Consider the following 25,548-nt stretch of genomic DNA (forward strand, 5'->3'; position numbering starts at 1 on the left):
GGTGAGATCTGTCACTCGCGGGCTGCTGGTTGGATGGACGCATGACGACTGGACGCACGGCGGCTGGAGGCATGACGACGCAGTACGACGCGCTGCTTCTGCTGTCTTTCGGGGGGCCAGAGGGGCCCGACGACGTGATCCCCTTCCTGGAGAACGTCACACGGGGCCGGGGCATCCCGCGCGAGCGCCTTGAGGCCGTCGGCGAGCACTACTTCCTCTTCGGCGGCGTCAGCCCGATCAACCAGCAGTGCCGGGACCTCAAGGCCGCCATCGAGGCCGACTTCAAAGAACATTCGATGGACCTGCCCGTCTACTGGGGCAACCGCAACTGGACCCCGTACCTCGCCGACACCGTCCGGCAGATGAAGGAGGACGGGGTCCGCCGCGCCGCCGCGTTCGTCACGTCCGCCTACAGCGGCTACTCGACCAGCGACCAGTACGTGGAGGACCTCGCGCGCGCCCGCGCCGAGGTCCCGGACGCGCCGGAGATCGACAAGCTGCCCGTCTACTGCCGCCGCGCCGGCTTCCTCGCCCCGTTCGCCGACGCCACCCGGACGGCCCTCGCGGGCGCGCCGCAGGGCACCCACCTCGTCTTCACCGCCCACAGCGTGCCGCTCGCGCAGCCCCGCCGTGAGCTCTACGTGGCCGAGCTGGAGGAGGCCGCGGCGACCGTGGCGGACGAGGCGGCACCGGGCACGCCGTGGGCGCTGGTCTACCAGAGCCGGAGCGGGCCGCCGAGCCAGCCGTGGCTGGAGCCGGACGTGTGCGATCACCTGGAGACGCTGCACGGCGCGGGCGTCCGCTCGGTGGTGACGGTCCCGATCGGGTTCGTCTCCGACCACATGGAGGTCAAGTACGACCTCGACGTCGAGGCGGCCGCCAAGGCCGGGGAACTCGGGATGCAATTCGTACGGGTCACCACACCCGGGACAGATCCGCGGTTCGCCGCGCTCGCCCGCGAACTGGTGACCGAAGCACAGACATCGGGGGAACGAGCGTGAGCCAAGCCGAGGACCTGCTGGAACTCGCCGTGGAGACCGCCCGCGAGGCGGCCCGCATGCTGGTCGACAAGCGGCCGGTGGGCGGGCCGGACGTGGTGCAGACCAAGTCGAGCCCGACCGACGTGGTCACCCAGATGGACCAGGCCGCGGAACGCCTGATCGTCGAGCGCATCCGGGCCGCCCGGCCCGACGACGGCTTCCTGGGCGAGGAGGGCGGCACCCACGACGGCGGCAGCAACGTGCGGTGGGTGATCGACCCGATCGACGGGACCGTCAACTACCTGTACGACCTGCCCGACTGGGCCGTCAGCATCGCCGCCGAGGTGGACGGCGTGGCGGTGGCCGGGGTGGTCGACATGCCGCGGCGCGGCGAGACGTACACCGCCGTCCAGGGCGGCGGCGCGCTGCTGCAGACCCCCTCCGGCGCCCGCGATCTCCAGGTCAACGCCGCCGTGCCGCTCAACCAGGCCCTCGTGGCCACCGGTTTCGGGTACGCGGCGGAGCGCCGCGCCCACCAGGCCGAGGTCCTCACCGGCGTGCTGCCCAACGTCCGTGACATCAGGCGGAACGGGTCGTGCTGCGTGGACCTGTGCTCGCTCGCCGCGGGCCGCGTGGACGCCTATTACGAACGCGGCGTCCAGGCATGGGACATCGCCGCCGGAGCGTTGATCGTCCAGGAGGCCGGCGGTCTCGTCGGCGGCCTGGAGGGCGCCCCTGCGGGCCCCGAACTGACCATCGCCGCGGGCCCCGCCACCTTCGAGGCCCTCCACGACCTCCTGCTCCCCCTGGGCCCGGCCCGCGACTGACGTGAAAGGCCCTCTCCGCGGCCCTCAGGGGCATGGAGACCCGTGCACAACAGGGAGACTGGGGCCGTGGCCCCGGTCTCCCTGTGGCTATCGCAGAGGCGTCCTCAGTCGCAGCGGGGTAGTTCGACGCCAATGTCGTGGTTCGCTGCGATCCGGCGCAGTTCTTTGATCTCCTCCTGGCGGATGTCCGCCAGGTAGGTGTCGTCGTTAGCGTGGGCGTGTTGCAGCGACTCGTACGCGTCGTCGAGTCGTTGTCTGATGGCTCGTGACAGCTCGCCCATGGGCCTCCTCCCGGATCAGGCCGCTCCTACCCACACCTACGCTGAAGATAAACCTGTTCCAAACCAGCAATTCGCAGTGTGTTCCGGTGGGTGTGCGGCGCCATCCTGAACGGGGCTTACGGGCTTCTTACGAGGCCCATGTCATACCTGGACTGCCTGTACCTGGACGGGTGCCGTCCGGCGCGCGGGCATCATGGACGAGGGGGACGTGGAGTGCGTGTTCTAGTCGTCGAGGACGAGCGGGTGCTCGCCGACGCGATCGCCACCGGCCTGCGCCGGGAGGCGCTGGCCGTGGACGTCGCGTACGACGGGGCAGGCGCCCTGGAGCGGGCTGGGGTCAACGAGTACGACGTGATCGTGCTCGACCGGGACCTGCCTAGGATCCACGGCGACGACGTCTGCAAGCAACTCGTCGCGCAGCGGTATCCCGCGCGGATCATCATGCTGACGGCGGCCGGCGAGCTGGACGACAAGGTCGAGGGCCTCTCCATCGGAGCCGACGACTACCTGGCCAAGCCGTTCGCGTTCGCCGAGCTGATCGCCCGGGTGCGCGCGCTGGGCCGCCGTGCCTCGGCGCCGCTGCCGCCGGTGCTCGAACGCGCGGGGATCGTCCTCGACCCGTCGCGCCGCGAGGTGCTGCGCGACGGCCGTCCGGTCGATCTCACCCGCAAGGAGTTCGCGGTGCTGGAGGTGCTGCTGGGCGCCGAGGGCGCCGTGGTCAGCTCCGAGCAGCTGCTGGAGAAGGCCTGGGACGAGCACATCGACCCGTTCACCAACGTGGTGCGGGTCACGATGATGACGCTGCGCAAGAAGCTCGGCGACCCGCCGGTGATCGAGACGGTGCCGGGAGTGGGGTACCGGCTATGAGCACCTCGTCAGCCCCCGAGTCCGGTCCCGGACGGGAACCCGGCACCGACCAGGGGACTGCGCCGGCGGAGGCCTCGCCCCAGGCCACTCACCCCACACAGCCCATCCAGTCTCCGCCGCCCGCCGCTTCCGCACAGCGGCGCGGGCTGTTCAGGTCGCCGGGTTCGCAGCCGGTGGTCATCCAGCCCAAGAACGGCGGCGGCCGCAAGGGCGGCCGCCGGGACAGATCGTCCCTGGCCGAGGATCTCAAGGCGCTGCCGGGCCGGGTGAGCGTGCGGCTGCGGCTCACGCTGCTGTACGGGCTGCTGTTCTTCATGGCGGGCGGGCTGCTGCTCCTGGTCATGTCCGTCCTGATGGCCAACATCCTGAGCGGCATCACCGTGCAGGTCGGCGACCCCTATGACCCGCTGACCAACCCCGCGGTGCTCGAGGAGCTGCGGCGCACGTTCGTCGAGGAGACGATGCGGCAGCTCGTGGGCCGTTCGCTGCTGGCGCTCGTCGGAGTCGGGATCATCGCGCTGGTGCTGGGCTACTTCGTCGCCGACCGGGCACTGAGCCCGCTGCAGCGGGTGACGGCCACCGCGCGCCGCCTGTCGGAGAGCACCCTGCACGAACGCATCGCGCTCGAAGGTCCGGACGACGAGATCAAGGAACTGGCCGACACGTTCGACGCGATGCTCGAACGGCTCGGCGAGGCCTTCGACTCCCAGCGCCGCTTCGTCGCGAACGCCTCACACGAGCTGCGCACCCCGCTGGCGATCAACCGGACGCTGCTGGAGGTCGCGCTCGGCGACCCGGACGTGTCCGCCGATCTCAAGACCGTCGGCAAGACCCTGCTGGCCACCAACGCCCGCCACGAACGGCTCATCGAGGGGCTCCTGCTCCTCGCCCGCAGCGAACGGGAGCTGACGGCGCGCACGACGGTGGACCTGGGCGAGGTGGCGGAGACCGTGCTGGACCTGGCCGGGCGCCGCGAGCAGGACAACGAGGTCACCGTCCACCGCGAGCTGACGCCCGGCACCGCGCTCGGCGACCCGGTGCTGCTGGAGCACCTGGTCTCCAACCTCGTCGACAACGCGATCAAGCACAACGACGAGGGTGGTGACGTCTGGGTCCGGACGGGCGTCCTCGACGGGTACGCGACCATCCAGGTGGAGAACACCGGCCCCGTCGTGCCGCACTACGAGGTGGACCGGCTCTTCGAACCGTTCCGCCGCCTGAACTCCGACCGCATCGAGTCCGCCAAGGGCGCCGGCCTGGGGCTGTCCATCGTGCGTTCGGTGGTGCTGGCGCACCGTGGCACGGTCTACGCCACGCCCCGGGCCGGCGGCGGGCTCGTCGTCACCGTCCGGCTTCCCCTCGTCTCTCCCGCAGTCACGTGAGAGCCGTTCACGCAACAGCCGTTCACGCAACAGCCGTTTACTTGATGGCTGTCGTCGCCAGGGTGGGATCGCCGTCGGCGTCTTGCTTCAGACCGGTGAACTTGGCGCTTGCCAGCGACGCCTTGACATAGCTCCAGAGCGGGATCAGCGCCATGTCGTCGAGGGCGAGCTTTTCGGCCTGCTGAAGGCTGTTGAGGCGGGTGGTGGCCTGCGGGTCCTTGATCGCGTTGGCGAGCGCCTGGTCGAACTGCTCGTTGCGCCATCCGCTGTAGTTGAGCGTGCCGTTGGTCTCGGTGGCGACCTGGTCGCCTCCCAGCAGCGGCTGGAGGGCACCGTACGCGGAGGGGTAGTCGGGCACCCAGCCGTACGTCAGAAGGCCGCCAGGCGAGTTCTTGGCCAGCAGGGTCCGCCGCATCTCCTTGTCGTTGAGCCTGACCGTCTTGATGTCCACCGACCAGCCGAGGTTCTGCTGGAGCTGCTGCTGCACCAGCTCCGCCCAGCGCCTGTACGAGGACAGTTCGCGGGCGTAGATGGTCACCCTGGTCCCCGCCTTGAGGCCCGCCTGCTCGGCGAGCTGCCTGGCCTTGGCCGGGTCGGGCGCCTCGCAGGACGGGCATGGGCCGGACCGGGCGAACCCGGGGATCGCGGGGGAGACCAGGCCCCTCGCGGGGGCGTAGAGGCCTCCGTACAGCGTGTTGCTCATCGCCCGGCGGTCGAGCGCGTACGAGACGGCGAGCCGGGCCTCCCTGGACCTCATCGGGCCGCGCGAGGTGATCGGGACGAGGTAGTTCATGCTCATCGACGGCCGGGTGAGCAGGCCGGACTGCGACTTGACGCTCGCCAGCGACTCCGTGGTGACCTCCGCCCAGTCGTACTCGCCCGACGCGATCCCGGTACGCCCCACGGTGAGCGCGTCGTCGCTGAACCTGATGGTGACCTGGTCGAGATAGGCCTTGCCGAACCCCCACGAGGGATTGCGGACCAGGGTGAGTGCCTTGTCCCGAGTGTACGAGCCGATCTTGAACGGGCCGTTGCCGACCGGCATGACGTTGTAGGTCTCGTTGTCGGCCTTGAGGGCGCTCGCGGGCACCGGGAAGAAGACGGGGTCGGCCAGCCGCTTGTCGAACTCGCAGTCCGGCTTGATGAGCGTGACGTCGATCCTGTTCTGGCCGGCGAGGGCTTGGACACCGGTGAAGGTGGTCGCCCTGTTGCCGCTGAGCTCGGGATATCCCTTGATGGTGGACATCAAGAAGGATGCCGCACTGGTCTTGCTCTGGGCAGCCCGGGTCCAGCCACGCACGAACGCCTCGGCGTTCACCGGTTCGCCGTTGCTGAACGTGGTGCCGCTCTTGACGTCGATCTGCCAGGTCGTGCAGGTGGAGTCGGCCGGGGCGATGCGGCTGGCAAGGCGGTTGTTCATGGTCCCGGAGGTGGTGACCTCGGTCAGCCCGGTGAAGAGCTGCTTGGTCACGAACCGCGTGCCGGAGCCGTAACCCGCCTGCGAGGGGTTCAGCTCTTCGCCCGTGAAGAACTTGCTCATGATCATGCTGAACTGGCCGCCGGGCTTGGACGTCGGTTCGTCCTCTTTCCCGAGGACGTTCACGGCGATCACCGAGCCGGCCAGGATGAGCGCCACGAGTGCGGCGCTGCCGACACCGGCGAGCACACCGATCGTTCGCTTGCGCGAGCCGCCTGGACCGGCGGGTCCGCCTGGCCTGGCCGGTCCGCCGGGCCCACCCGGACCGCTTGCCGGAGAGGTGGTCTGCGCGCCTGGCGAGGTGGGGCCGTTCGGCCATGAGGCGCCGCCCCCGTTGCCGCCGGGCGCGGGCTGGGCGTAGGGGTGCCCTGGTGACGCGTCGTAGAGGTATCCGGGCGCGGCATACGGATTGTGGGGCGGAAACGAGCCGGGCTGGTCGAATCCCGGAGGGAGGGCAGGCGGAGCAACGGGCGAAGCGTGCGGCGCGGAGGGCGGAGCGGAGGACGGACTGGCGTGCGGAGCGGCGGGGGGCTGCAGGAGGCGGCCCTCTGCGGTCTCGGACGCCGCCGCAGCACCCTGCGTGAGCATGGCGGCGGGCGGGGCCTGGGCACTGGAGCCGCTTTGCGGAAGGCTCCCCGCCAGGTCGAGGAGGCGCACGAGGACCTGCTGCGAGGACGGCCGGACTGCGGGATCCTTGCTCAGGCACTGGAGGACGAGGTCGCGCAGCGGGTCGGTGAGCGCGCCCAGGTCCGGCGGCAGATTGAGGATGCGGTGCATGACGGCCGGGATGGAGTCCTGGCCGAACGCGGCCCGCCCGGTCGCCGCGTAGCCCATCGTCGTGCCCCACGCGAACACGTCGGCCTCGGGCCCGACGCGGGCCCCGGAGATCTGCTCGGGCGCCATGTAGGCGGGTGTGCCCACGGCCGTGCTGGACAGCGTGCCCGTGGCGTCCAGCGCCCGCGCGATGCCGAAGTCGATCACGCGCGGCCCGTCCGCCGGAAGCAGCACGTTGGCGGGCTTGAAGTCGCGGTGTACCACCCCGGCCTCATGGATGGCGGCGAGCGCGGTGATCGTGCCGATCGCGATCCGGTCCAGGACCGCGCCGGTGCGCGGGCCCTCGGTGGCGATCACCTGCGACAGCGGCGGGCCGTCGATGTACTCGCTGACGATGTACGGGCGGTCGCCCTCCACGTCGGCGTCCAGGATGGACGCCGTGCAGAAGGCCGCCACCCGCCGCGCCACCTCCAGCTCGGCGGCGAACCGCGAGCGGGCCTTGGGGTGGCCGCTGAAGCGCGCGTGCAGCAGCTTCACGGCCACCCTGGCGCCGTCGTCGTCCTCGCCCAGGAAGACCGAGCCCTGACCGCCCTCGCCGATCAGGCCGACGAGGCGGTAGCCGCTCAGCCGGTCGGGGTCGCCTGGGCGCAGGGGGAGAACGTCCATGGGCGGGGGTCCTCCCGGGTTTATCGCTTACGGGCCGTTCCGAATGCCTGGGGGGAGGAGCTGGACTGGTCCTGGCGCCACTCCCAGCGCATCGACGGGGTCGCGCTCAGGAAGAACGTGACATAGCCGTCAGCACAGTTCTTGTTGGCGGTGCTGAGAGGTGTCTCGCGATACGTCGCCTTGGTGCTGTCGCCGCCGATGTAGGAGAGCCTGGTGGAGCAGTTGTCGGCAATGTTGCTGTAGGTGTACCGGGCGATTCCCGCGCTCCGGAAGATCGTGAAGCGTGCCGTGAAGTTCCGGGTGTCCGGCCTCGTGGCGCCCGGCTGGCTGGCCGGCCCCTCCCAGGTGCCCATGAGCTCGCCTTGCGTACCGAGCGACGGGGTGCGCAGGCTGTAGGTGGGCGGGCTGTAGGTCGGCCGGAACGGCGGCGGATCGTCGTCACTGCCGATCGCGGCCAGCACGACCACGATGATGATCCCGACCACCAGCAGCGCGCCGCAGCCGATGCCGATGATGGCGGGCGCGTTGGAACCGCCCTGGCGGGGCGGCGGCCCATACCCCGGGGGCAGAGGGCCACCAGGGCCCTGCTGCATGTGCATGGCCGGCGGCGTGTGCGGCCCCTGCGGCATGCCCTGGCCCTGGTACATGGGCATGGGCGGCGGAGTGATCTGCTGCGGTGGCGGCGTGTTGGGGCCGACCCCGCCCTGGTGCATGGGCATCGGGGGCGGCGTGAGGGGCTGCGGCGGAGGGGTGTGCCGCGCCGGGGGAACGGGCGGCGGAGCCTGCATCTGGGCGGCGATCCGGGTGCCCTGGTTGAGCAGGTCCTCCTGGCCCGCGCCCGGGTTGGACGGCGCCGCGCCGACGTGGCCGAGCAACTGCAGCAGCAGCGTCGCCGCAGGCGGCCGGAGCCCGGCGTCCTTGGACAGGCAGCGCCCCACCAGATCGCGCAGCGGCCCGGCGGGCAGCGCCGACAGGTCGGGCTCCTCGTTCAGGATCTTGTTGATGATCACCGGGAGCGTGTCGGCCTCGAACGGCGACTGGCCCGTGGCGGCGAACACCATGGTCGCGGCCCACGCGAAGATGTCGACCGCGGGGGTGAGCGGGGCCCCGGTGAGCTGCTCCGGCGCCAGGTAGCCTGGGGTGCCCACCACCATGCCGGTGGCGGTGACCGCGCTCTCCTGGGAGTTGACCGTGCGGGCGATGCCGAAGTCGACCACGCGCGGGCCGTCGGACGCCAGCATGACGTTGTTGGGCTTGAAGTCGCGGTGGACGATCCCGGCCTCGTGGATGGCCGCGAGGGCCGTCACGGTGCCGATCGCCAGCCGTTCCAGCTCGGCCGCGTCACGCGGCCCGTTGTGCGCGACCACGTCGTGCAGCGAGGGGCCGTCGATGAACTCGCTGACCACGTACGGCTGGTCGCCGTGCACGTCGGCCTCGAGCACCCGGGCGGTGCAGAACGGCTCGACCTTCTGCGCCGCACTCACCTCACGGGTGAACCTGGCGCGTGCGGCCGGGTCGCTCGCCATCTGGGCATGCAGCAGCTTGACGGCGACGTACTCGCCGCTGGGCGACTTGCCGAGAAAGACCGCGCCCTGTCCGCCCGCGCCGAGCCGCCCGACGACCTCGTACTGCCCCAATGCGCGGGGATCGCCTGGCTCCAGGGGAGCGGCATCCGGCATCTGACCCTCCAGTGACCCGTCAGTAATGTGCCGCGTGTCGGACGCCGGCCCCCGTCATGGGGCACCCCGGACCGTGACGATGCGGGGACGCCCTGTCAGGGGACCCGCCCCAACCTAGGCGGGCACGATATCGCGTTAGTTCAGACGTTTCACCGGAGCGATCGGTTCGGGGGCGCAAGCCCCGTGTTTCCGGACCGGAATAAGGCCTCCCGCCGGTCGGCGAGCACAACGCGGCCAGGGACCGATATGATCCCGCCGCCGCGGGAAGCCCCGGTGGGGCGTTCCGGCCCTGATTCAGTCCGGGATACCCGATCGGGTGTGTGATGTACGACACATATCGGGGGAGTGATCTGGGGTGATCGGTGTCACCGGTGGGATCAGTCGCGCCTTGTGTGTCGCAGGCCACTGCCCGTGACAGAATTTCCCGCCCGGATCGGGCACAAGAACGGTCTCCCGAGCGTTAGATCCGCGCGACGGGGCGCATAAAGGACTGAGGGGGATGGAGATAGAAGATGGCGACCGACTACGACAGCCCACGTAAGACAGACGACGACCTCAACGAGGACAGCCTCCAGGAGCTCCAGGCCCGGCGGGCCGACAAGGCCGCGAGCATCATCGACGAGGACCTGGACGCCGGCGAGGTCGCCGAGCTTCCGGGTGCCGACCTCTCCAACGAGGAGCTCACCTTCCGGGTGGTTCCCCGCCAGGCGGACGAGTTCACCTGCACGCGGTGCTTCCTGGTGCACCACCGCAGCCAGCTGGCCACCGAGAAGAACGGCCAGCCCATCTGCCGCGAGTGCGCCGCCTGACGGGAGCGCCCGGTGGGAGGAGACAAACGCGACGACGAGGAGCGCACTACGGTCGCAGTTCCGGAGAACGCCGAGATCGGTGAACTGATCGGCAAACTCTCCGGCGACGACGACATGGACCGCGAGACCCGCGGCCGCCTGTTCGGGCGACTCGCCCGGCTGCTCGGCCTCAGCGCGCGCAGAACAGGCGCCGCGGGCATCGCGCGTGGACGCTGGCTGGCGGACCTGATGGCCGCAGCCGCACCGCACATCCCGATCCGTGACCTGGAGACCCTGCGCCGCCACCATCACGGCCTGACCGGCGAGGAGCTCGCCGAGAGCGTGGCCCGGGTGGCGACCAACGGCACGACGGCCGTGGGCGCGGCCGGTGGCGCGCTGGCGGCGGTCGAGTTCGCCGCGCCGCCGATGTTGCTCACCGCCCCCGCACAGCTCGCCGCCGAGACCCTGGTGATCGCGGCGATCGAGGTCAAGATGATCGCCGAGCTGCACGAGGTCTACGGGGTCCGCGTCGAGGGCACGGGCACCGCGCGCGGCGCCGCGTTCCTCACGGCCTGGGCCAAACGCCGCGGCATCAACCCGCTCGAGACCGGTTCGTTCACCAACGCGCTCGGCTCGGCGGCCAAGGTCGCCCTCCGCAAGCGCCTGCTGCGCACGATGGGCCGCAGCCTCAGCACGATGGGCCCCTTCCTGACCGGCGCGGCCGCCGGGGCCGCCCTCAACCGTGCCGCGACCAAGCGCCTCGCCGAAGAGATCCGCAAGGACCTCCGGCGCACCACCCCGACCCCGCTCCCCAGCGAACCACCCCGCCTGCCCTCCACCGACTAGCCCCTCAGAACGCCGACCAGCCCTCTCACAGCAGCCCGCGCCCCCCTCGCGGGCGGGCTCACGGCGTCATCGGTCGTCCTTACGCCGGCTCTGCGAGTACCAGACAAGGGCCAAGGCGACGGCTGCACCGGTCGTGGCTGCGCTGATCACTGTCTGGTACCAGGTGCCGGGAAAGAATCCGGAGACGACGAAGTTGAGCCCCAGCAAGAGGACGATCAGGGTCACGCGGACGGCGATGCGCATCGGTCTTCACCTTCGTTGAGACCAGCATCAGGGCGCTGGGCGCCGGCATCAAGCCCGCCGGGCACGGGCGGTGGAGAACCGTGGTGTGATGGCGTTGTGGGCAGCGCCGTCGAAGAGACCAACCGCCGCATGCTCCGGGCCCGGGACGCTATGGACCGCGCCTATGCGCAGCCGCTGGACGTCCCGGCCCTGGCGCGGATCGCCCATGTCTCTGAGTCGCACTTCACGCGGACGTTCCGGGCCACGTTCGGCGAGACGCCGCATCGCTACCTTCAGCGCCGCCGTGTCGAGCGTGCGATGTTCCTGCTGCGGGAGACGGATCGCCGCGTGACGGACATCTGCTTCGACGTCGGCTTCGGCAGCCCGGGAACCTTCAGCCGCACGTTCCGGGACATCGTCGGCAAGTCGCCGAGGACGTACCGCAAGGAGTCCGTGGCCCTGGGGGTACCGACGTGCTTCGCGAAGGCCTGGATGCGACCGGTCGTCCGGCCGCCCGTCGACTGAGCGGTTTTGGATAAGTTTTCCGCCCGGCCTGCTCAGTAACGTGACGGCCATGTTCAACGCGATCACGCATTCACAGATCTACGTCCTTGACCAGGACGAGGCCCTTGACTTCTACGTCGGCAAGCTCGGCCTGGAGGTCGCCGCCGACATCGACCTGGGCTTCATGCGCTGGCTGACCATCAGCATCCCCGGGCACCCGGAGCGCCAGGTCCTGCTGGAGAAGCCGGGCGGACCGTCGATGTCGGAGGAGACGGCGCAGCAGGTCCGCGAAATGCTGACCAAGGGGGCGACGGGCGGCATGCTCATCTTCAGCACGGATGACTGCCGCAAGACGTACGAGACGCTGCTGGGCCGGGGGGTCGAGTTCACCGAGGAACCCACCGAGCAGCCGTACGGCATCGACTGCGCCCTCCGCGACCCCTTCGGCAACAACATCCGCTTCACCCAGCCGAAGTCCTGAGGTTCAAGCGAAGTCAGAGCCAGACCGCCGCCATCGTGGTCGATCCCTTGGCCGTGCCGGGGATCGACCACGATCGGCAAGCCACGGATCCCCGGCTCAGACCTCGGCCTTGAGCTCGTAGGGGGACTTGCCGGTGCCCTTGGCCCACTGCCGGGCCGCCGCGCGGGTGGCCAGGAGCCGTGCCACCTCCATGCCCACACCCATGATCACGGCCCAGCCGATCGCCTCGTGCAGCGCGACGTCCGGGGACTCGGGATTGGTCGGCGGCTCCTTGCCGGTGGTCTTCTTCCACGCCATGGTGATCGCCTTCTTGGCGACGAAGCCGCCGGCGAAGGCCGCGGCACCCGCCATCAGGCGCCAGCCGATGTCACCCTTATCCGCCATTGTGTCCTCCCGTACTCGAATCTGTGGTCGACGCTATCGGACCGCCGTGCGCGGGCTTAATTGGCGTGCGGGACGCTGCGATGTCAATACCATTGGCGCATGACAGAACAGCCGCGTACGCCGAACGTCCCCTCCAAGCCCTCCCTGGACGGCTTGGAGGAGAAGTGGGTACGCGTCTGGGAGACCGAGGGCACGTACCGGTTCGACCGGACGAAGGCCCGGGCCGAGGTCTACTCCATCGACACGCCGCCCCCCACGGTCAGCGGCTCCCTGCACGTCGGTCACGTCTTCTCCTACACCCACACCGACACCGTGGCGCGCTTCCAGCGGATGCGCGGCCGGGAGGTCTTCTACCCGATGGGGTGGGATGACAACGGGCTTCCGACGGAACGCCGCGTCCAAAACTATTTCGGTGTCCGCTGCGACCCGTCGCTGTCGTACGACCCGTCGTTCGAACCGCCGGAAAAGCCGGATCCGAAGCGCCAGCTGCCCGTCAGCCGCCGCAACTTCATCGAGCTGTGCGAACGGCTGACGGAGATCGACGAGAAGGCCTTCGAGGAGATGTGGCGCCGGGTCGGCCTCTCGGTCGACTGGAACCACCTCTACACGACCATCGGCGACGAGTCCCGGACCGCGTCGCAGCGCGCGTTCCTGCGCAACCTCGCGCGCGGTGAGGCGTACATGTCGGAGGCGCCCACGCTCTGGGACGTCACGTTCCGGACGGCGGTCGCGCAGGCGGAGCTGGAGGACCGCGAGTATCCCGGCGCCTTTTACCGGCTGCGTTTCCACGGGGATGAACGCCCGGTCCACATCGAGACCACCCGGCCGGAGCTGCTGCCCGCGTGCGTCGCGGTCGTCGCGCACCCCGACGACGAGCGCTACCAGGAGCTGTTCGGGACCACCGTGCGGACGCCGTTGTTCGGCGTCGAGGTCCCGGTCGTCGCGCACCGGCTGGCCGAGCCCGGCAAGGGCTCGGGCATCGCGATGATCTGCACGTTCGGCGACGTCAACGACGTCACCTGGTGGCGCGAGCTCGACCTTCCCACGCGCGCGATCATCGACTGGGACGGGCGGCTGGTGAACGAGGCGCCGCAGGGCGTTCCGGCGCATCCGTACGGCGAGCTGGCGGGCAAGACGGTCTTCTCCGCCAAGGAGCGGGTCGTCGAGCTGCTGCGCGACTCCGGTGACCTGGACGGCGAGCCGCGCAAGATCACCCGGCCGGTCAAGTTCTACGAGAAGGGCAGCAAGCCGCTGGAGATCGTCACCACCCGCCAGTGGTACATCCGCAACGGCGGCCGTGACCCGGAGACGCGCGCGGAGCTCCTCGCGCGGGGGCGCGAACTCGTCTGGCACCCGCCCTACATGCGGGCCCGGTACGAGAACTGGGTCGAGGGCCTGGCGGGCGACTGGCTGATCTCGCGGCAGCGGTTCTTCGGCGTGCCGATCCCGGTCTGGTACCGGCTGGACGACGCGGGCGAGCCCGTCTACGACGATCCGATCATCCCGGCCGAGGACAGCCTGCCGGTCGACCCGTCCTCCGACGTCCCGCCCGGCTACACCGAGGACCAGCGCGGCAAGGCGAACGGCTTCATGGCCGACCCCGACGTGATGGACACGTGGGCCACCTCCTCGCTCAGCCCGCAGATCGCGGGCGGCTGGGAACGCGACGCCGATCTCTTCTCCCGCGTCTTCCCGTTCGACCTGCGCCCGCAGGCGCACGACATCATCCGGACCTGGCTGTTCTCCACCGTGGTCCGCGCGCACCTGGAGCACGGCTCGCTGCCGTGGACCGACACCGCGCTGTCCGGCTGGATCCTCGATCCGGACCGCAAGAAGATGTCCAAGTCCAAGGGCAACGTCGTCACGCCGATCGCACTGCTGGAGGAGTACGGCTCGGACGCGGTCCGCTACTGGGCCGCCAACGGCCGTCCCGGCACCGACACCGCGTTCGACACAGGTCAGATCAAGGTCGGCCGCCGTCTCGCCATCAAGATCCTGAACGCCTCGAAGTTCGTGCTCGGCTTCGGCGAGGTCGACTCCGGCGCCGCCGTCACCGAGCCGCTGGACCTGGCGATGCTCGCGGCCCTCGGCGGCGTGGTGGACGAGGCGACCACGGCCTTCGAGGGCTACGACTACACCCGGGCGCTGGAACGGACGGAACGTTTCTTCTGGGAGTTCTGCGACGACTACCTGGAGCTGGTCAAGACCCGCGCCTATGGCGAAGGCGCCGAGGCTCAGTCGGCCCGCGTCGCCCTCCGCACGGCGCTCTCGGTGATGCTGCGGCTCTTCGCGCCTGTCCTGCCGTACGTCACCGAAGAGGTCTGGTCGTGGTGGCGTGAGGGATCGGTCCACCGCGCCTCGTGGCCCGGGGCCGCCGAGTTGCCGTCCGGTGGCGACCCAGCCGTGCTGGCCGCCACCGCCGAGGCGCTGCGCCAGATCCGCAAGGCCAAGTCGGAGGCCAAGGTCTCGATGCGCGCCGACGTCACCCGGGCCGTCGTCCGGGGCGCCGAGGTGCGGCGCGTGGCCGGGCCCGATCTGGTCGCGGCGGGCCGCATCGCCGACCTGAGCCTCGAAGAGGAGCCGGTCGAGCTCACCGTCCACGTGACCCTCGCTCCCACCGGCTGACCCGCCCCGGGCATGACTCAGGGCCGGGCGTTGACCCGGCCCTGCGCTGCGCGTGCTACTTGATTGCGTGCTACTTGATGCGGACGACCGAGCTGCGCTCGGTCCTGTTGTCGCTGTAGGAAAGGATCTTCCTCGCCCAAAGCCGGGTCGCGGAGGTGCCGGGCATCGTGAACCTGAAGGTGTGGGTGGTGTCGGCGGTGATCGTCCTGACCGTCCCGGTGCCATTGGCGTTCCGGTAGAACTCAAGCTTCGCCACGGCGATGTCGCCGGGAGTGGTGTCGCGGAGGCTGCCGGTCAGCACGATGTTGCTGCCGTTGACGGCCCACGTGCCCGAGGCCTTGACCTCCGTGGGGCTGTAGAGGTCGAGGTTCCAGTCGGTGGCCTTCATCGGCTTCGCGACGGCGGCTTCCGCGGCCTGCGCGGCCGGCGCCATGGCGCTCACCGCGATCGCTGCGGCGGCAAAGCTGATAGCCGTTCTGCGCATGGGTGTCCTTTGCTGTGGTCCGGGGAATGGGCGGCCGGATGATCACCGGCCGCGGACCATGCTCGCGAGCGGGACGGAGGGGCGACAGAGGCCAGGGGGCCAAGATGGGACCGCACGGGTAGCCCCAGGGCACTAATCGCGGCCGATGCGGTCTTGACTCACGTTCACGTCGCTTGGCCGGGCTCCCGAATCCGCGCCGTCGGGAGCCCGGTCCGTTTTCCGAGCGTCCGCTCACTCGCGTGCGTCGCCTGCGAGGTCGGCGAGGAACGCGATGGTCCGGGCCTGCTCCTCCTCGGGTCCGAAGGGAATGGGGATGAGGTCGGTCGTGCCGGCGTCGGCCAGGCGGCGGATCTCACGTTCGACCGTGGCCTCGTCGCCCACGACGATCGTGTCCTCGACACCCGCGGCGCCGCCGCGCTCCATGACGGCACGGTAGGCGGGGACCTGCGCGGCCCTGCCGAAGTTCTCGGCGATCCAGGTGCGGCGCGCGTCCGGGTCATCCGTCACGGCGACGAACGGGGAGACCACCACGCGAGGGGCCGGACGCCCGGCGCCCGCCGCCGCCTTGGTGATCGTCGGAACGAAGTAGTCGGCGATGACCTCGGGCCCGGACCACAACACGATCGCCCCGTCGGTGAGTTCGCCGGCGATTCGCAGCATGGCGGGACCGAGCGCGGCGATCAGGACCGCGGGCGGCTTCGCACCCGGAGCCAGGACGCCCCCCTCCGCCTTGAGCGTCTCGCCTTCGTACGCCACGCTCTCGCCGTGCAGGAGCGGGCCGAGCGCGGTCAGGTACTCGCGCATCCTGAGCGCGGGCCGGTCGAACGACATGCCGAACCCGTCCTCGACGATGTACCTGTGGCTCACGCCGAGCCCGAGCGTGAGCCGGTTGCCGGTCGCCGCCTGGATGGTCAGCGCCTGTGCCGCCATGGCCAGCGGGTGCCGGGGAATGGTCGGCACGATGCTGGTGCCGAGTTCGATACCGGGAGCGGTGCGGCCCGCTATGGCCAGGGTGGTGAGCGCGTCCCAGCCATGCCGCTGGGCGAACCAGGCGCCGGTGAAGCCCGCTTCCGCGACTTCCCGCGTCTTCTCGACGACGGCGTCGAGGGACATGCCAAGCTCGTCCACGAACAGTCCGATGCGCATACTGCGTCTCCTCTGGAGCATAAGCGGAAGAAATTCCTCCGCATAGCGCACAGTACCAATATGTGGAGGAAAATCCTCCGTTAGAGAGGTGACAAGGAGTGGCGGAGCTGCGCGCGGATGCCAGGCGCAACCGGGACCTCCTCCTCGAGGCGGCCCGGCAGCTGATCGTTGAACGGGGTGGAATGCCGCCGCTGGAGGACATCGCCCAGCGAGCCGGTGTGGGGATCGGCACCCTCTATCGCCGGTTCCCCGACCGCGAGGACCTGATGATCGGCATATCCGCGCACACGATGCGGCGCGTGGTGGAGATCGCCCAGACCGCGTGGGACGAGGAGCCCGACGGCTGGAGTGCGCTGAGCCGCTTCGTCCGCCGCTGCATCGAGCTCCGGATGGGCGTGCTGGGCACCACGGTCGATCCGGTCCTGCACGCCAAGATCCGGCATGATCCGGAGGTGATAGAGGCCCGTGGCCGGCTGGTGGAGCTCCTGGCTCTGATGGTCGAGGGCGCCCAGACCGCGGGGGTGATGCGCGGCGACGTCGGCCCGGGCGACATCGGGATGCTCATCAACGTCCACATCCATCAGGCAGCCGACATTCCCGCCGCGCTGGTGGACGTCGTTCCTGGCCGGCTGGTCGGTCTGATGTTGGACGGCCTGCGCGCGCGGCCTGGCACGCCGCTGCCGGGCCGCGCGATCAGCGGTGCCGACCTCGAGGCGCAGTAACCGAACGTGATTCCGTTTTGAATGGGCAAGCGTTAGCGTAAGTGCATGCTGACTGCGCCTCACCGAGGAGCCGCCCTGTGACGGATCTGGACGAGTATGGCCGCCGCGCTCGAGCCTGGCTCGACGCCAACGCCGGCGAGCTTCCCCGCGAGCCCGACCTGGCCACCGCCCGCGCGTTCATGGCGAAGCTGTACGACGCCGGGTACTCCGGCATCACGTGGCCTGCCGAGTACGGCGGGCAGGGGTTGTCGGCCGCGGAGGAACGGGCGTTCCAGCAGGCCGCCCGGGACGTCACGCTCCCGGTCGGGGTCTTCGGGATCGGCCTCGGCATGTGCGGCCCGACCCTGGTGTCGATCGGCACCGAGGAGCAGAAGAGGCGCTACATCCGGCCGCTGCTGCGCGGCGAGGAGATCTGGTGCCAGATGTTCTCGGAGCCCGGTGCAGGGTCGGACGTGGCCTCGCTGCAGACGCGGGCCGTATTCGACGGCGACGCGTGGGTGGTCAACGGGCAGAAGGTGTGGACGTCGGTGGCCCGCCAGGCCGACTACGGCCTGCTCATCGCCCGTACGGACGTGGACGTGCCCAAGCACAAGGGCATCACGATGTTCATCATCGACATGCACGATCCAGGTGTCACCGTCCGCCCGCTGCGCGACATGACCGGCGAGTCCCACTTCAACGAGATCTTCTTCGACGACGTCCGCGTCGCGCCCGACCAGGTCGTGGGTGCGGTGAACGAGGGCTGGTCGGCCGCCGTCACCACCCTGCTCCACGAGCGCGTGTCGATCGGCATGGGCGCCGCCCGCACCGAACGCCCGGCCTCGTTCGAGGCCCTGTCGCGTGCCGCCCGCGACCGCGGCCTGCTCGGCGACCGCGCGGTGGTCGACCAGCTCGTCGACCTCTACCTGCAGGAACGGGCATTCGATCTCTTCAACGCCCGGCTCACGCAGGAGGTCAAGGCCGGGATCTTCCCGGGTGCGCGCGGCTCGATCGCCAAGCTGCTGCTCGCCGACCTGACGCTGGCCGGCGCCGACGTCGCGAGCGAGATCCTCGGCGCCGAGTCGGTCGCTTACGAGGGGGACGGCCGCGGGAGTGGAGCAGGGATCGCGCGTGCGCTTGCCTGGGCGCCCGGGATGGCGCTCGGCGGCGGCACCAACGAGATCATGCGCAACATCATCGGTGACCGTGTCCTCGGGTTGCCCCGCGAGCCCCAGGTCGATCGCGAGATCCCGTTCCGCGATCTCAAGGTCGGCACGCAGTCGAAGGAGGCGGGCAAGTGAGCTGATCCCCACCGAGGAGCAGCAGGAACTGGCGGCCTCCGTCCGGGACTTCCTCGCCGGCACGGCCCCGATGGCCAAGGTCCGCGAGATCGCCGAGTCGTCCGCCCCGTACGACCCGGACGTCTGGGCCCGCATGACGGGCGAGCTCGATCTCGCCGCTCTCGCGGTGCCCGAGTCCCTCGGCGGCGCCGGTGCCGGCCATGCCGAGGTCGCGGTGGTGATGGAGGAACTGGGCGCGGCGCTCGCCCCGAGCCCCTATCTGGCCTCGGCCGTGCTCGCCGTGAACGTGCTCCTGGAGTCCGGTGACGAAACGGCGATCAAGGATCTGCTGCCCGGCATCGCCACAGGCACCACCGTCGCCACGTTCGCCATCCCGATCCTCGGTGAGCCGATTCCCGGCGCGCGCAAGTCCTCCGGCGGCTACGAGCTCAGCGGTCCGGCTCCCCGCGTGCTGAGCGGAGCGGACGCCGATCTCATCCTTCTCGCCGCCACCCTCGTCGACGAGGTGAGCGACGGTGACGGGCCCATCGCGATCTTCGCCGTCGAGTCCGGCGCGTCCGGGCTCACCCGGACACCCCTCACCACCCTCGACCTCACCCGCCCGCAGGCGACGCTGACGTTCGACGCCACGCCCGCACGCCAGATCGGTCCTGACGACGCCAGCGAGGTGATTTCGCGTGTCCTGGACCTGGCCTCCGTCGCCCTCGCCGCCGAGCAGCTGGGTGGTCTCCGCCGCTGCCTCGACACGATCGTGGAGTACGCGAAGCTCCGCGTGCAGTTCGGCCGTTTCGTCGGCTCGTTCCAGGGCGTGAAGCACAAACTCGCCGACATGCACTGCACCCTCGAACAGGCCGAGTCGATCGTGCGCTACGCCGCCTGGACCGCCGACGAGAGCCCGGACGAACTGCCCGTCGCCGCTGCTCTCGCGCAGTCTTACCTAGGCCGCGCCTACTTCCAGGTGGCCAAGGACCACTTGCTTCTCCACGGCGGCATCGGCTTCACCTGGGAGCACGACGCGCATCTCTACTACAAGCGTGCCAAGAGCAGCGAGCTCCTCCTGGGTCCGCCGCGCCATCACCGGGCCCGCCTCGCCGAACGTCTCGGGTTGACGCTATAGGGGAAATATTCCTCTATAGTGGAGTCCGTGAGCAGGGCGGACTTCTCGCTGGCCGATCTCGGACGGCGCTTGCGGAGAGAGCGGCAGTCGCGCGGCGTCAGCCTGGACGCGCTCGCGGCGGCGAGCGGCGTCAGCCGGAGCATGATCTCCGACGTGGAACGCGGCGCGAAGGCGCCGACCGTGGTGGTGCTCGCACGGCTGGCGACCGCGCTCGGCACGACCGCCGCCCGGCTGCTCGACGATCAGGCCGCCGACCGCGTGATCGTGCTGCGGCACGCCGACCAGCCCGCGCTGCGTGAGACCGCGGGCTGGGAGCGGCGGATCCTGTCGCCGACGCTGCCGGGTGTGGAGTTCGAGTTCATCCGCACCACCGTGCCGGCAGGCGTGACCGTGGGGGAGTTCGCGGCGCACGCGGCGGGCTCGCGCGAGTACGTCGCGGTCGAACGCGGCGAGCTGACGGTCACCATCGACGGTACCCCGCACCGGCTCACCACGGGCGACGCCATGTACTACGCCGGCGACGCCACGCACGCCTTCGCCAACGACGGTGCGGAGGAGTGCGTCTACTACACGGCCATGGAAGTGAGCACGCGTGATCGAGACCATTGACCCCGCCGGACTGCCCGAGCCGACCCCCGCGTACACCCACGGAACGCTCGTCAGCGGAGCCCAGCGCCTGCTCTTCGTCAGCGGCCAGCCGCCGTGGGGCGGCGACCTTCCGGACGACTTCGAGGGGCAGTGCCGGCTGGCGTGGCGCAACGTCGAGCGGGTGCTCGCCGAGGCGGGCATGACCCTGCGCGACCTCGCGAAGGTGACCGTCTACCTGGCCGACCGGCGCGACCGGGAGGCCAACAGCCGCATCCGCGCTGAGGTGCTCGGCGACCACCGGCCCGCGATCACCATCATCATCACCGGCATCTACAGCGAGGAATGGCTGCTGGAGATCGAGGGCGTCGCCGTGGCGTGAGCCCCCGGTACGCTGCGATCGTGCGTTACCAAGCGGTGGTCTTCGACTTCTTCGGCACCCTGACCGTGGCCAGCGCGCCCGAGCGCCGGGTCGCGGCGATCACGGCGGTCGCCGAGGCGATCGGCGCCCCGCCGGAGGAGTTCCGCAGAGTGTGGTGGGAGACCTGGTCCGACCGCTGTGTCGGCGCCATGGGCGACTTCTCCACCGCCCTGGCGGACGTCGCCGGCCGCCTCGGCGTCCCCGCCACCGCCGAGCAGCTCGCCGCCGCCGCCGAGCTCCGGCGCTCCGGCGAACGCTCGTTCCGCAACCTCCGCCGGGACGCGGTCAGCACGCTCCGGACGCTCCGCGAGTGGGACGTCGACATCGCGCTCATCAGCGACTGCACCGACGAGCTTCCCGACGAGTGGGACACGCTCGAAGTCGCGCCCTACATCCGGGTGCCCGTGTTCTCCTATACCGCGCGCCTCAAGAAGCCCGACCCGCGCATCTTCGCACTCGCCTGCGAAGGGCTCGGCGTCGAACCGGCCGGCTGCCTCTTCGTCGGTGACGGCGGCAGCGACGAGCTGGCGGGCGCCACCGCCGCGGGCATGACCGCCGTCCGCATCCTCGACGAGGGCACCGTCCACCACCGCTTCGAGCCCGTCAACTGGACCGGCCCCGAGATCAAGTCCCTCTCCGAAGTCCTCGACCTGGTCAGCAGACCTTGACCGTCCTGGAGATCTCGGCGCGGGCGGGCTTGAGGAGCACCATGCGGTAGGTGTAGGTGCCCGCCTCGTCCTCGGTCCTGGCGTTGGAGATGGTGAAGGCCGGGTCGGCGGTGGCGTCGATGGGGTGGCCCACACCGAGACGGCCGTTGAAGTAGATGGCGAACTCGATCTTCGTCGGGTTCTTGTCCGCCACGATGCTGTAGTTGAAGTCCATGGGGTAGCCCTTCCGGTTGCATCCGGAATTGCCGACCCTGAAGTAGGAGATCCGCGCGCCGGGCGGCGGAGGTGGCTGCGAGCCGCTGTCTCCGCCGCCACCGGAGTCGCCGCCCGTGCCGCCCTCCGTGCCGCCGCCGCCCGAGCCGCCGCCGCCTCTTGAGCCCCCACCCGTGCCGGGGGACTTGGAGGGGTTGGTACGCCCTCCGCCCGCCTTTGGGGTCGTTCCGGCGCCGGGGGAGGCCTTTTCTGTGCCTTTTCCAGGTGTCTGGCCGGTGCCGTCCGCCGAGTTCGCCCCATCGCCGTCCTGCTGCGTGCCGTTCTTGGAGACTCCGTTGGCGCCGGCCGACTCTGTCCCCTTGGGGCCGGAGTCGCCGGTCAGCTGGGTGATGACGAGGATCACCGCGGCGGCGGCCGCGAGAAGGACACCGGCGCCGCCGATGCCGAGGATGAGCGCGGGCCGCCCCTGGGAACGTTGCCGCCGGGGTGTGGAAGCAGGGAGCGGCGCGGCAGCGGGGCGGGGTGCAGCCGTGGCTGCGGCTGCGGCTGCGGCTGCGGGAGAGCGTGGTCCGTCGATGACCGTCGCGTCGGAGAGCGGAGGAGCGGGGGTCGCGACGGGTGGGATGGGCGCCGTCTGCTGCGCGGAGCCGAGGAGGCGGAGGAGGACGTCCTGCATGGTGGGACGCTGTGCGGGGTCCTTGGCCAGGCAGTCGGCGACGGTGGCGCGCAGCGGTTCGGGGAGGCGGCTGAGGTCGGCGGTGTCCGACATGACGCGCTTCATGACGGCCGGGAGCGTGTCCGCGCCGAACGCGGGTTCGCCGGTCGCGGAGAAGACCATCACCACGCCCCAGGCGAAGACGTCGGCGGGCGGGCCGATGGCCTTTCCCTCGAATTGCTCCGGTGCCATGTAGGCGGGAGTGCCGATGATGCTGCTGGTCATCGTCAGCGGTGCCTCGCTCGCGCGGGCGATGCCGAAGTCGATGACGCGCGGGCCGTCGGGGGCGAGCAGGACGTTGGACGGCTTGAAGTCGCGGTGGACGATGCCCGCCTGGTGGATCGCGGCGAGGGCCGTGGCGGTGGCGACGGCGAGCCGCTGGAGGGACGCCGCGTTGGGGCGGGGTCCGGCCTGCTGCAGCGACGGGCCCTCGACGTACTCGGTGACGATGTACGGGCGCGGGCCGTCGAGCGACGCGTCGAGGACCTGCGCGATGCAGAACGGGTCGACGCGGCGGGCGGCTGCGATCTCCTTCATGAACCGTTCGCGCACACGCGGGTCGGCGGCCAGTTCCTCGCGCAGGAGCTTCACGGCGACGGGCGTCCCGTCGGGGCCGGTGCCGAGGTAGACCACGCCCTGGCCGCCCATACCGAGCCGTCCGGAGAGCGGATACGGGCCCACTGCCTGCGGGTCTTCGGGGCGCAGCGGATCGGCTTCGGGCATGGGAGACGACTCCTGATGATCACGGCGGGGAGACATGCACCTTATTGCATCGGAATGTCCGCCGTCACTGGTTCACCAGGTGCAGGGCAGGTGCTTGATCCCGTTGATGAAGTTGGAGAAGAGCCGGTCCGGGCGCCCACTGGCGCGGATCTCCGGAACGCGCGTGAAGAGCTCGCGGAACATGACCGTGATCTCTCGCCGGGCGAGGTTGGCGCCCAGGCAGAAGTGCGGGCCGGGGCCGCCGAAGGCGACATGGGGATTCGGGGAACGGGTGATGTCGAAGACGTCGGGATCCGGGAAGACCGTCTCGTCACGGTTGGCCGAGTTGTAGAAGAGCAGGACCTTGTCGCCGGCACGGTACTGCTGCCCGTTCATGACGTGGTCATGCGTGAGGGTGCGGCGGAACTGGATGACCGGCGTCGCCATCCGCAGGATCTCCTCGATCGCGCCCGCGATGTTCCCCTCGAAGTCCGCCAGCAGCAGGGCGCGCTGCTCGGGGTTGTCGGTCAGCAGCTTGAGGCCGTGCGACATCGCGTTGCGCGTGGTCTCGTTGCCGGCGACGACGAGCAGGATGAAGAAGGAGCCGATCTCCTGATCGGTCAGTGACTCGCCGTCCACGTTGGCGTTCACCAGGGCGGACACCAGATCGTCGCCGGGCTCCCGGCGCCGCTTGCGCGCCAGCTTCATGGCCAGGTGGTTGAGCTCGTACCCCGCCGTCATGCCCTTGGTCAGGCCGTAGAGCATGCCGCTGCGGGTGATGCCCGTGCTGACGAACTCGCGGCCGCCGGTGTACTCCGGGTCGCCCAGGCCCAGGATGACGTTCGTCCGGTCGTACACCATCGGCCGCACGGCTTCGGGGATGCCCATCATGTCGCAGATGACCTGGACCGGCAGGCGCGCCGCCACCTCGGTCACGAAGTCGCACGGCCCGCCTGCCAGCAGGTCGTCGACGATACGCGTCGCGGTGGCCTGCAGATCGGCCTCCAGCTTGGCCAGGACGCGCGGGGTGAACGCACGCGACACGATCCGCCGGATCTTGGCGTGCCGCGGATCGTCCATGTTGATCATCGAGCCGAAGTAGCGTGCCATGTAGCGGGGCAGGTCGGCGATGCTGTTGGAGCACGGCTCGCTGCTGAAGATCTCCGGGTTGCGGCTGGCCTCGACCACGTCGGCATGCCGCACGAGGGCGTAGTAGCCGGCGCCGTGCTTGATGAACGGCAGCTTGAGCTCGTGGAAGAACGCCGGACGGTCCTGGGCCCGCAACGCCGCGAAGGCCGCGAGCCGCTGCCGCTGCGGAAGCGCCCAGAATTCCAGATCCGACAGATCGACGGTCGGTTCGAGTGTTTCGGTCCCCACGCTGTACCGTCCTCGTGCCGTTAAGCCCGAATGCCGTTCGGTTCCCATCGAATCCGCCCCCCGCCCCGCCGTCAAGCACGCGTCGCCGGGCGGGACCCTTGGAGATTCCAGGGTCAGGCGATCAGGAGGGCGGCGAGGGCGGCGAGGGCGGCGAGGATCGTGGTCGCAGTGACGTTCTTGATCCAGGTCATCCGCGCGGCGATCGTGGCGCCGCGGTCGGGGTCGCGCGACCAGAGCGTGAGGGCCGCGCTGAGCGCCCGGCCGGCGCCGAACGCGGTTCCGGCCAGCACGGTCGGGAGCAGGGCCTGGTGGCTGAGCAACAGGCCGAGGGCCAGGACGTACGGGGTGCTCGCCGACACGTAGGTCCGCACGCCCGTGCCCAGTTCGAAGCCGAATTGGAGTGTGCCCTGCCGCAACCGGAATCGCAGGACCTCCTGCGGGATCTGCCGGGCGTTCTGCGGCAGCGGGATGGCCACCAGGCCGAGCTCGCGGGCGGCGCCGACGGCGGCGATCACGATGATCAGGGCCGTGCGGGTGTACGGCGGCAACGGTGCGGCCAGGCCGGACAGCAGCCAGATGACCAGGGCGCTGAGACTGCCCCCGAGCAGCAGCCCGAGGGTGAAGACGGCAAGGATCTCGCCCTGCCGTACCGGGCCTCGCCAACCTGGCGAGAAGAGGACGGCCTCCGAGTTACGCGTTCAAACCGAGCCGGACAGCGCGAACCCCGCCAGCGCGCCGACCGACGCCCAGCACAGCACCGTGGCCTGCAGTGCGGCCGCCGCGACCGCGAGCAGCGCCAGCGCCGCGACCGCGAGCAGCGGGTCGGTGAACGCGGCGCGGGCCCGCCGGCCCCTTGTCACGTGCGGCAACTCGTGGCCTTACGGCAGATCGTCTTGTACCAGGCACCGCGCCCGGACTTCTTCCAGCCGTCGTGGCATCGCCAGGTGACACCGCGACGGCAGTTGCCGCAGCGCCGGGAGTAGCCCCAGAGCCAGCCGTCCCAGCGACCGCTGTAGCACTGGTTGGGCCGGAGCCTGTAGCGGCCGGGGTGGGACTTACCGGACTTGTGGTAGCCCTTGTACCTCCCGGACGTACGGCAGCACGTCGGGCACACGACGCTCGGACCACAGCCGGGGGAGCAGTTGTGGTTGGCCGCGTAGGAGGGACAGCGGCCGTAGATGTGGTAGCCGCCGCCCAGGCTGTATCCGGCGGCGAGCGCCTGACGTGCCTGCGGGAAGACCCCGAGCGCGGCCAGCCCCAGCGACGCGCCCGCGGCGGCCAGCCCGCGCAGCACGCCGCGGCGGGCCGGGCCGGCGGTATCGGCCGCGGTGCCCG

The 25,548-nt window shown here is 70.4% G+C and carries 27 protein-coding genes; 15 read left to right on the forward strand and 12 right to left on the reverse strand.

Translation table 11 applies throughout. The features are described from left to right. Positions 1-41: 41 nt before the first annotated feature. On the forward strand, positions 42-1,001 hold the full coding sequence (locus F8566_RS24395; RefSeq protein ID WP_225993475.1) for a ferrochelatase: 960 nt from the start codon (positions 42-44) through the stop codon (positions 999-1,001). Then, complete coding sequence (locus tag F8566_RS24400) at positions 998-1,807, forward strand: inositol monophosphatase family protein (protein ID WP_151563695.1); 810 nt, start codon at positions 998-1,000, stop codon at positions 1,805-1,807. Before F8566_RS24395 ends, F8566_RS24400 begins: the two co-directional genes overlap by 4 nt. A 104-nt stretch (positions 1,808-1,911) precedes the next feature. Here F8566_RS24400 and F8566_RS50075 read toward each other — a convergent pair whose 3' ends face one another. Beyond that, positions 1,912-2,088 carry a hypothetical protein gene (locus tag F8566_RS50075; RefSeq protein ID WP_192809831.1) on the reverse strand — a complete coding sequence of 59 codons (177 nt, stop codon included), beginning with the start codon at positions 2,086-2,088 and terminating at the stop codon, positions 1,912-1,914. A 213-nt stretch (positions 2,089-2,301) separates the two neighbouring features. Here F8566_RS50075 and F8566_RS24405 point away from each other — a divergent pair, with 213 nt between their 5' ends. Next, positions 2,302-2,955 carry a response regulator transcription factor gene (locus F8566_RS24405; protein ID WP_151563697.1) on the forward strand — a complete coding sequence of 218 codons (654 nt, stop codon included), beginning with the start codon at positions 2,302-2,304 and terminating at the stop codon, positions 2,953-2,955. Then, positions 2,952-4,337, forward strand: a complete 1,386-nt coding sequence (locus F8566_RS24410) for a sensor histidine kinase (RefSeq protein ID WP_225993476.1) — start codon at positions 2,952-2,954, stop codon at positions 4,335-4,337. The genes F8566_RS24405 and F8566_RS24410 overlap by 4 nt, the downstream gene beginning before the upstream one ends. 37 nt (positions 4,338-4,374) lie before the next feature. On the opposite strand, the gene F8566_RS24415 is transcribed toward F8566_RS24410, so the two are convergent. Both F8566_RS24415 and F8566_RS24420 read right to left on the reverse strand, forming a co-directional pair. After that, positions 4,375-7,254, reverse strand: a complete 2,880-nt coding sequence (locus tag F8566_RS24415) for an ABC transporter substrate-binding protein (protein ID WP_151563699.1) — start codon at positions 7,252-7,254, stop codon at positions 4,375-4,377. A 20-nt stretch (positions 7,255-7,274) separates the two neighbouring features. After that, a complete protein-coding gene (locus F8566_RS24420) occupies positions 7,275-8,933 on the reverse strand; it encodes a serine/threonine-protein kinase (protein WP_151563701.1) in 1,659 nt (552 codons plus the stop codon). A gap of 512 nt (positions 8,934-9,445) precedes the next feature. On the opposite strand from F8566_RS24420, the gene F8566_RS24425 reads away from it, so the two are divergent. Both F8566_RS24425 and F8566_RS24430 read left to right on the forward strand, forming a co-directional pair. Further along, entirely contained in the window at positions 9,446-9,742 is a 297-nt protein-coding gene (locus F8566_RS24425) for a DUF4193 domain-containing protein (protein ID WP_131740700.1), read from the forward strand. Between the two features lie 12 nt (positions 9,743-9,754). After that, positions 9,755-10,567: a hypothetical protein gene (locus tag F8566_RS24430; protein ID WP_225993477.1), complete on the forward strand. Its 813-nt coding sequence runs from the start codon at positions 9,755-9,757 to the stop codon at positions 10,565-10,567. A 66-nt stretch (positions 10,568-10,633) separates the two neighbouring features. Here F8566_RS24430 and F8566_RS50080 read toward each other — a convergent pair whose 3' ends face one another. After that, complete coding sequence (locus tag F8566_RS50080) at positions 10,634-10,810, reverse strand: hypothetical protein (protein WP_192809832.1); 177 nt, start codon at positions 10,808-10,810, stop codon at positions 10,634-10,636. 129 nt (positions 10,811-10,939) lie between these two features. Between F8566_RS50080 and F8566_RS24435 the strand changes: the two genes are divergently transcribed. Then, on the forward strand, positions 10,940-11,314 hold the full coding sequence (locus tag F8566_RS24435; RefSeq protein ID WP_151563805.1) for a helix-turn-helix domain-containing protein: 375 nt from the start codon (positions 10,940-10,942) through the stop codon (positions 11,312-11,314). Between the two features lie 49 nt (positions 11,315-11,363). Beyond that, positions 11,364-11,774, forward strand: a complete 411-nt coding sequence (locus F8566_RS24440) for a VOC family protein (protein ID WP_151563703.1) — start codon at positions 11,364-11,366, stop codon at positions 11,772-11,774. Positions 11,775-11,870: 96 nt separating this feature from the next. On the opposite strand, the gene F8566_RS24445 is transcribed toward F8566_RS24440, so the two are convergent. Further along, positions 11,871-12,158, reverse strand: a complete 288-nt coding sequence (locus F8566_RS24445) for a DUF4235 domain-containing protein (protein WP_151563706.1) — start codon at positions 12,156-12,158, stop codon at positions 11,871-11,873. 99 nt (positions 12,159-12,257) lie between these two features. Between F8566_RS24445 and valS the strand changes: the two genes are divergently transcribed. Further along, on the forward strand, positions 12,258-14,783 hold the full coding sequence (gene valS, locus F8566_RS24450; RefSeq protein ID WP_151563707.1) for a valine--tRNA ligase: 2,526 nt from the start codon (positions 12,258-12,260) through the stop codon (positions 14,781-14,783). Between the two features lie 70 nt (positions 14,784-14,853). Here the strand turns inward: valS and F8566_RS24455 are convergent, their stop codons facing one another. Both F8566_RS24455 and F8566_RS24460 read right to left on the reverse strand, forming a co-directional pair. Next, positions 14,854-15,267, reverse strand: coding sequence for a hypothetical protein (locus F8566_RS24455; protein ID WP_151563708.1), 414 nt, complete (start codon positions 15,265-15,267; stop codon positions 14,854-14,856). Positions 15,268-15,498: 231 nt separating this feature from the next. After that, on the reverse strand, positions 15,499-16,413 hold the full coding sequence (locus tag F8566_RS24460; RefSeq protein WP_151563709.1) for a TIGR03564 family F420-dependent LLM class oxidoreductase: 915 nt from the start codon (positions 16,411-16,413) through the stop codon (positions 15,499-15,501). Positions 16,414-16,511: 98 nt separating this feature from the next. Between F8566_RS24460 and F8566_RS24465 the strand changes: the two genes are divergently transcribed. From F8566_RS24465 to F8566_RS24490, 6 genes are all read left to right on the forward strand, one after another. Next, positions 16,512-17,135, forward strand: a complete 624-nt coding sequence (locus F8566_RS24465) for a TetR/AcrR family transcriptional regulator (protein ID WP_151563710.1) — start codon at positions 16,512-16,514, stop codon at positions 17,133-17,135. A gap of 77 nt (positions 17,136-17,212) precedes the next feature. Then, positions 17,213-18,415 (forward strand): acyl-CoA dehydrogenase family protein, encoded by a 1,203-nt coding sequence (locus F8566_RS24470; protein ID WP_225993478.1) that lies wholly within the window; start codon positions 17,213-17,215, stop codon positions 18,413-18,415. Positions 18,416-18,419: 4 nt separating this feature from the next. Further along, on the forward strand, positions 18,420-19,532 hold the full coding sequence (locus tag F8566_RS24475; protein WP_225993485.1) for an acyl-CoA dehydrogenase family protein: 1,113 nt from the start codon (positions 18,420-18,422) through the stop codon (positions 19,530-19,532). A 27-nt stretch (positions 19,533-19,559) separates the two neighbouring features. Then, positions 19,560-20,141, forward strand: a complete 582-nt coding sequence (locus tag F8566_RS24480; RefSeq protein ID WP_151563713.1) for a helix-turn-helix domain-containing protein — start codon at positions 19,560-19,562, stop codon at positions 20,139-20,141. Further along, complete coding sequence (locus F8566_RS24485; protein ID WP_151563715.1) at positions 20,125-20,499, forward strand: RidA family protein; 375 nt, start codon at positions 20,125-20,127, stop codon at positions 20,497-20,499. Before F8566_RS24480 ends, F8566_RS24485 begins: the two co-directional genes overlap by 17 nt. Positions 20,500-20,519: 20 nt before the next feature. Next, positions 20,520-21,206 (forward strand): HAD family hydrolase, encoded by a 687-nt coding sequence (locus F8566_RS24490; protein ID WP_192809833.1) that lies wholly within the window; start codon positions 20,520-20,522, stop codon positions 21,204-21,206. Here F8566_RS24490 and F8566_RS50085 read toward each other — a convergent pair. From F8566_RS50085 to F8566_RS50095, 5 genes are all read right to left on the reverse strand, one after another. Continuing rightward, positions 21,193-22,857: a serine/threonine-protein kinase gene (locus tag F8566_RS50085; RefSeq protein WP_192809834.1), complete on the reverse strand. Its 1,665-nt coding sequence runs from the start codon at positions 22,855-22,857 to the stop codon at positions 21,193-21,195. The two genes, F8566_RS24490 and F8566_RS50085, sit on opposite strands and share 14 nt — an antisense overlap. Before the next feature lie 72 nt (positions 22,858-22,929). Continuing rightward, entirely contained in the window at positions 22,930-24,213 is a 1,284-nt protein-coding gene (locus F8566_RS24500; protein WP_225993479.1) for a cytochrome P450, read from the reverse strand. Positions 24,214-24,326: 113 nt separating this feature from the next. Next, complete coding sequence (locus F8566_RS24505) at positions 24,327-24,761, reverse strand: hypothetical protein (protein ID WP_151563721.1); 435 nt, start codon at positions 24,759-24,761, stop codon at positions 24,327-24,329. Between the two features lie 150 nt (positions 24,762-24,911). Further along, positions 24,912-25,073 (reverse strand): hypothetical protein, encoded by a 162-nt coding sequence (locus tag F8566_RS50090; protein WP_192809840.1) that lies wholly within the window; start codon positions 25,071-25,073, stop codon positions 24,912-24,914. Continuing rightward, a partial coding sequence (locus F8566_RS50095) for a hypothetical protein (protein ID WP_225993480.1) occupies positions 25,070-25,548 on the reverse strand: 479 nt, incomplete at its 5' end. The genes F8566_RS50095 and F8566_RS50090, both read right to left, overlap by 4 nt.

Source organism: Actinomadura rudentiformis, from assembly GCF_008923185.1.
Taxonomy (GTDB): domain Bacteria; phylum Actinomycetota; class Actinomycetes; order Streptosporangiales; family Streptosporangiaceae; genus Spirillospora; species Spirillospora rudentiformis.

Excerpts from the sequence above, each read along its gene's own strand:
- F8566_RS24435 (WP_151563805.1), top strand. The coding sequence starts at position 10,940 with ATGCTCCGGGCCCGGGACGCTATGGACCGCGCCTATGCGCAGCCGCTG.
- F8566_RS24455 (WP_151563708.1), bottom strand. The coding sequence starts at position 15,267 with ATGCGCAGAACGGCTATCAGCTTTGCCGCCGCAGCGATCGCGGTGAGC.
- F8566_RS24420 (WP_151563701.1), bottom strand. The coding sequence starts at position 8,933 with ATGCCGGATGCCGCTCCCCTGGAGCCAGGCGATCCCCGCGCATTGGGG.
- F8566_RS50080 (WP_192809832.1), bottom strand. The coding sequence starts at position 10,810 with ATGCGCATCGCCGTCCGCGTGACCCTGATCGTCCTCTTGCTGGGGCTC.
- F8566_RS24425 (WP_131740700.1), top strand. The coding sequence starts at position 9,446 with ATGGCGACCGACTACGACAGCCCACGTAAGACAGACGACGACCTCAAC.
- valS (WP_151563707.1), top strand. The coding sequence starts at position 12,258 with ATGACAGAACAGCCGCGTACGCCGAACGTCCCCTCCAAGCCCTCCCTG.
- F8566_RS50075 (WP_192809831.1), bottom strand. The coding sequence starts at position 2,088 with ATGGGCGAGCTGTCACGAGCCATCAGACAACGACTCGACGACGCGTAC.
- F8566_RS24440 (WP_151563703.1), top strand. The coding sequence starts at position 11,364 with ATGTTCAACGCGATCACGCATTCACAGATCTACGTCCTTGACCAGGAC.
- F8566_RS50085 (WP_192809834.1), bottom strand. The coding sequence starts at position 22,857 with ATGCCCGAAGCCGATCCGCTGCGCCCCGAAGACCCGCAGGCAGTGGGC.
- F8566_RS24445 (WP_151563706.1), bottom strand. The coding sequence starts at position 12,158 with ATGGCGGATAAGGGTGACATCGGCTGGCGCCTGATGGCGGGTGCCGCG.
- F8566_RS24410 (WP_225993476.1), top strand. The coding sequence starts at position 2,952 with ATGAGCACCTCGTCAGCCCCCGAGTCCGGTCCCGGACGGGAACCCGGC.
- F8566_RS24395 (WP_225993475.1), top strand. The coding sequence starts at position 42 with ATGACGACTGGACGCACGGCGGCTGGAGGCATGACGACGCAGTACGAC.
- F8566_RS24415 (WP_151563699.1), bottom strand. The coding sequence starts at position 7,254 with ATGGACGTTCTCCCCCTGCGCCCAGGCGACCCCGACCGGCTGAGCGGC.
- F8566_RS24460 (WP_151563709.1), bottom strand. The coding sequence starts at position 16,413 with ATGCGCATCGGACTGTTCGTGGACGAGCTTGGCATGTCCCTCGACGCC.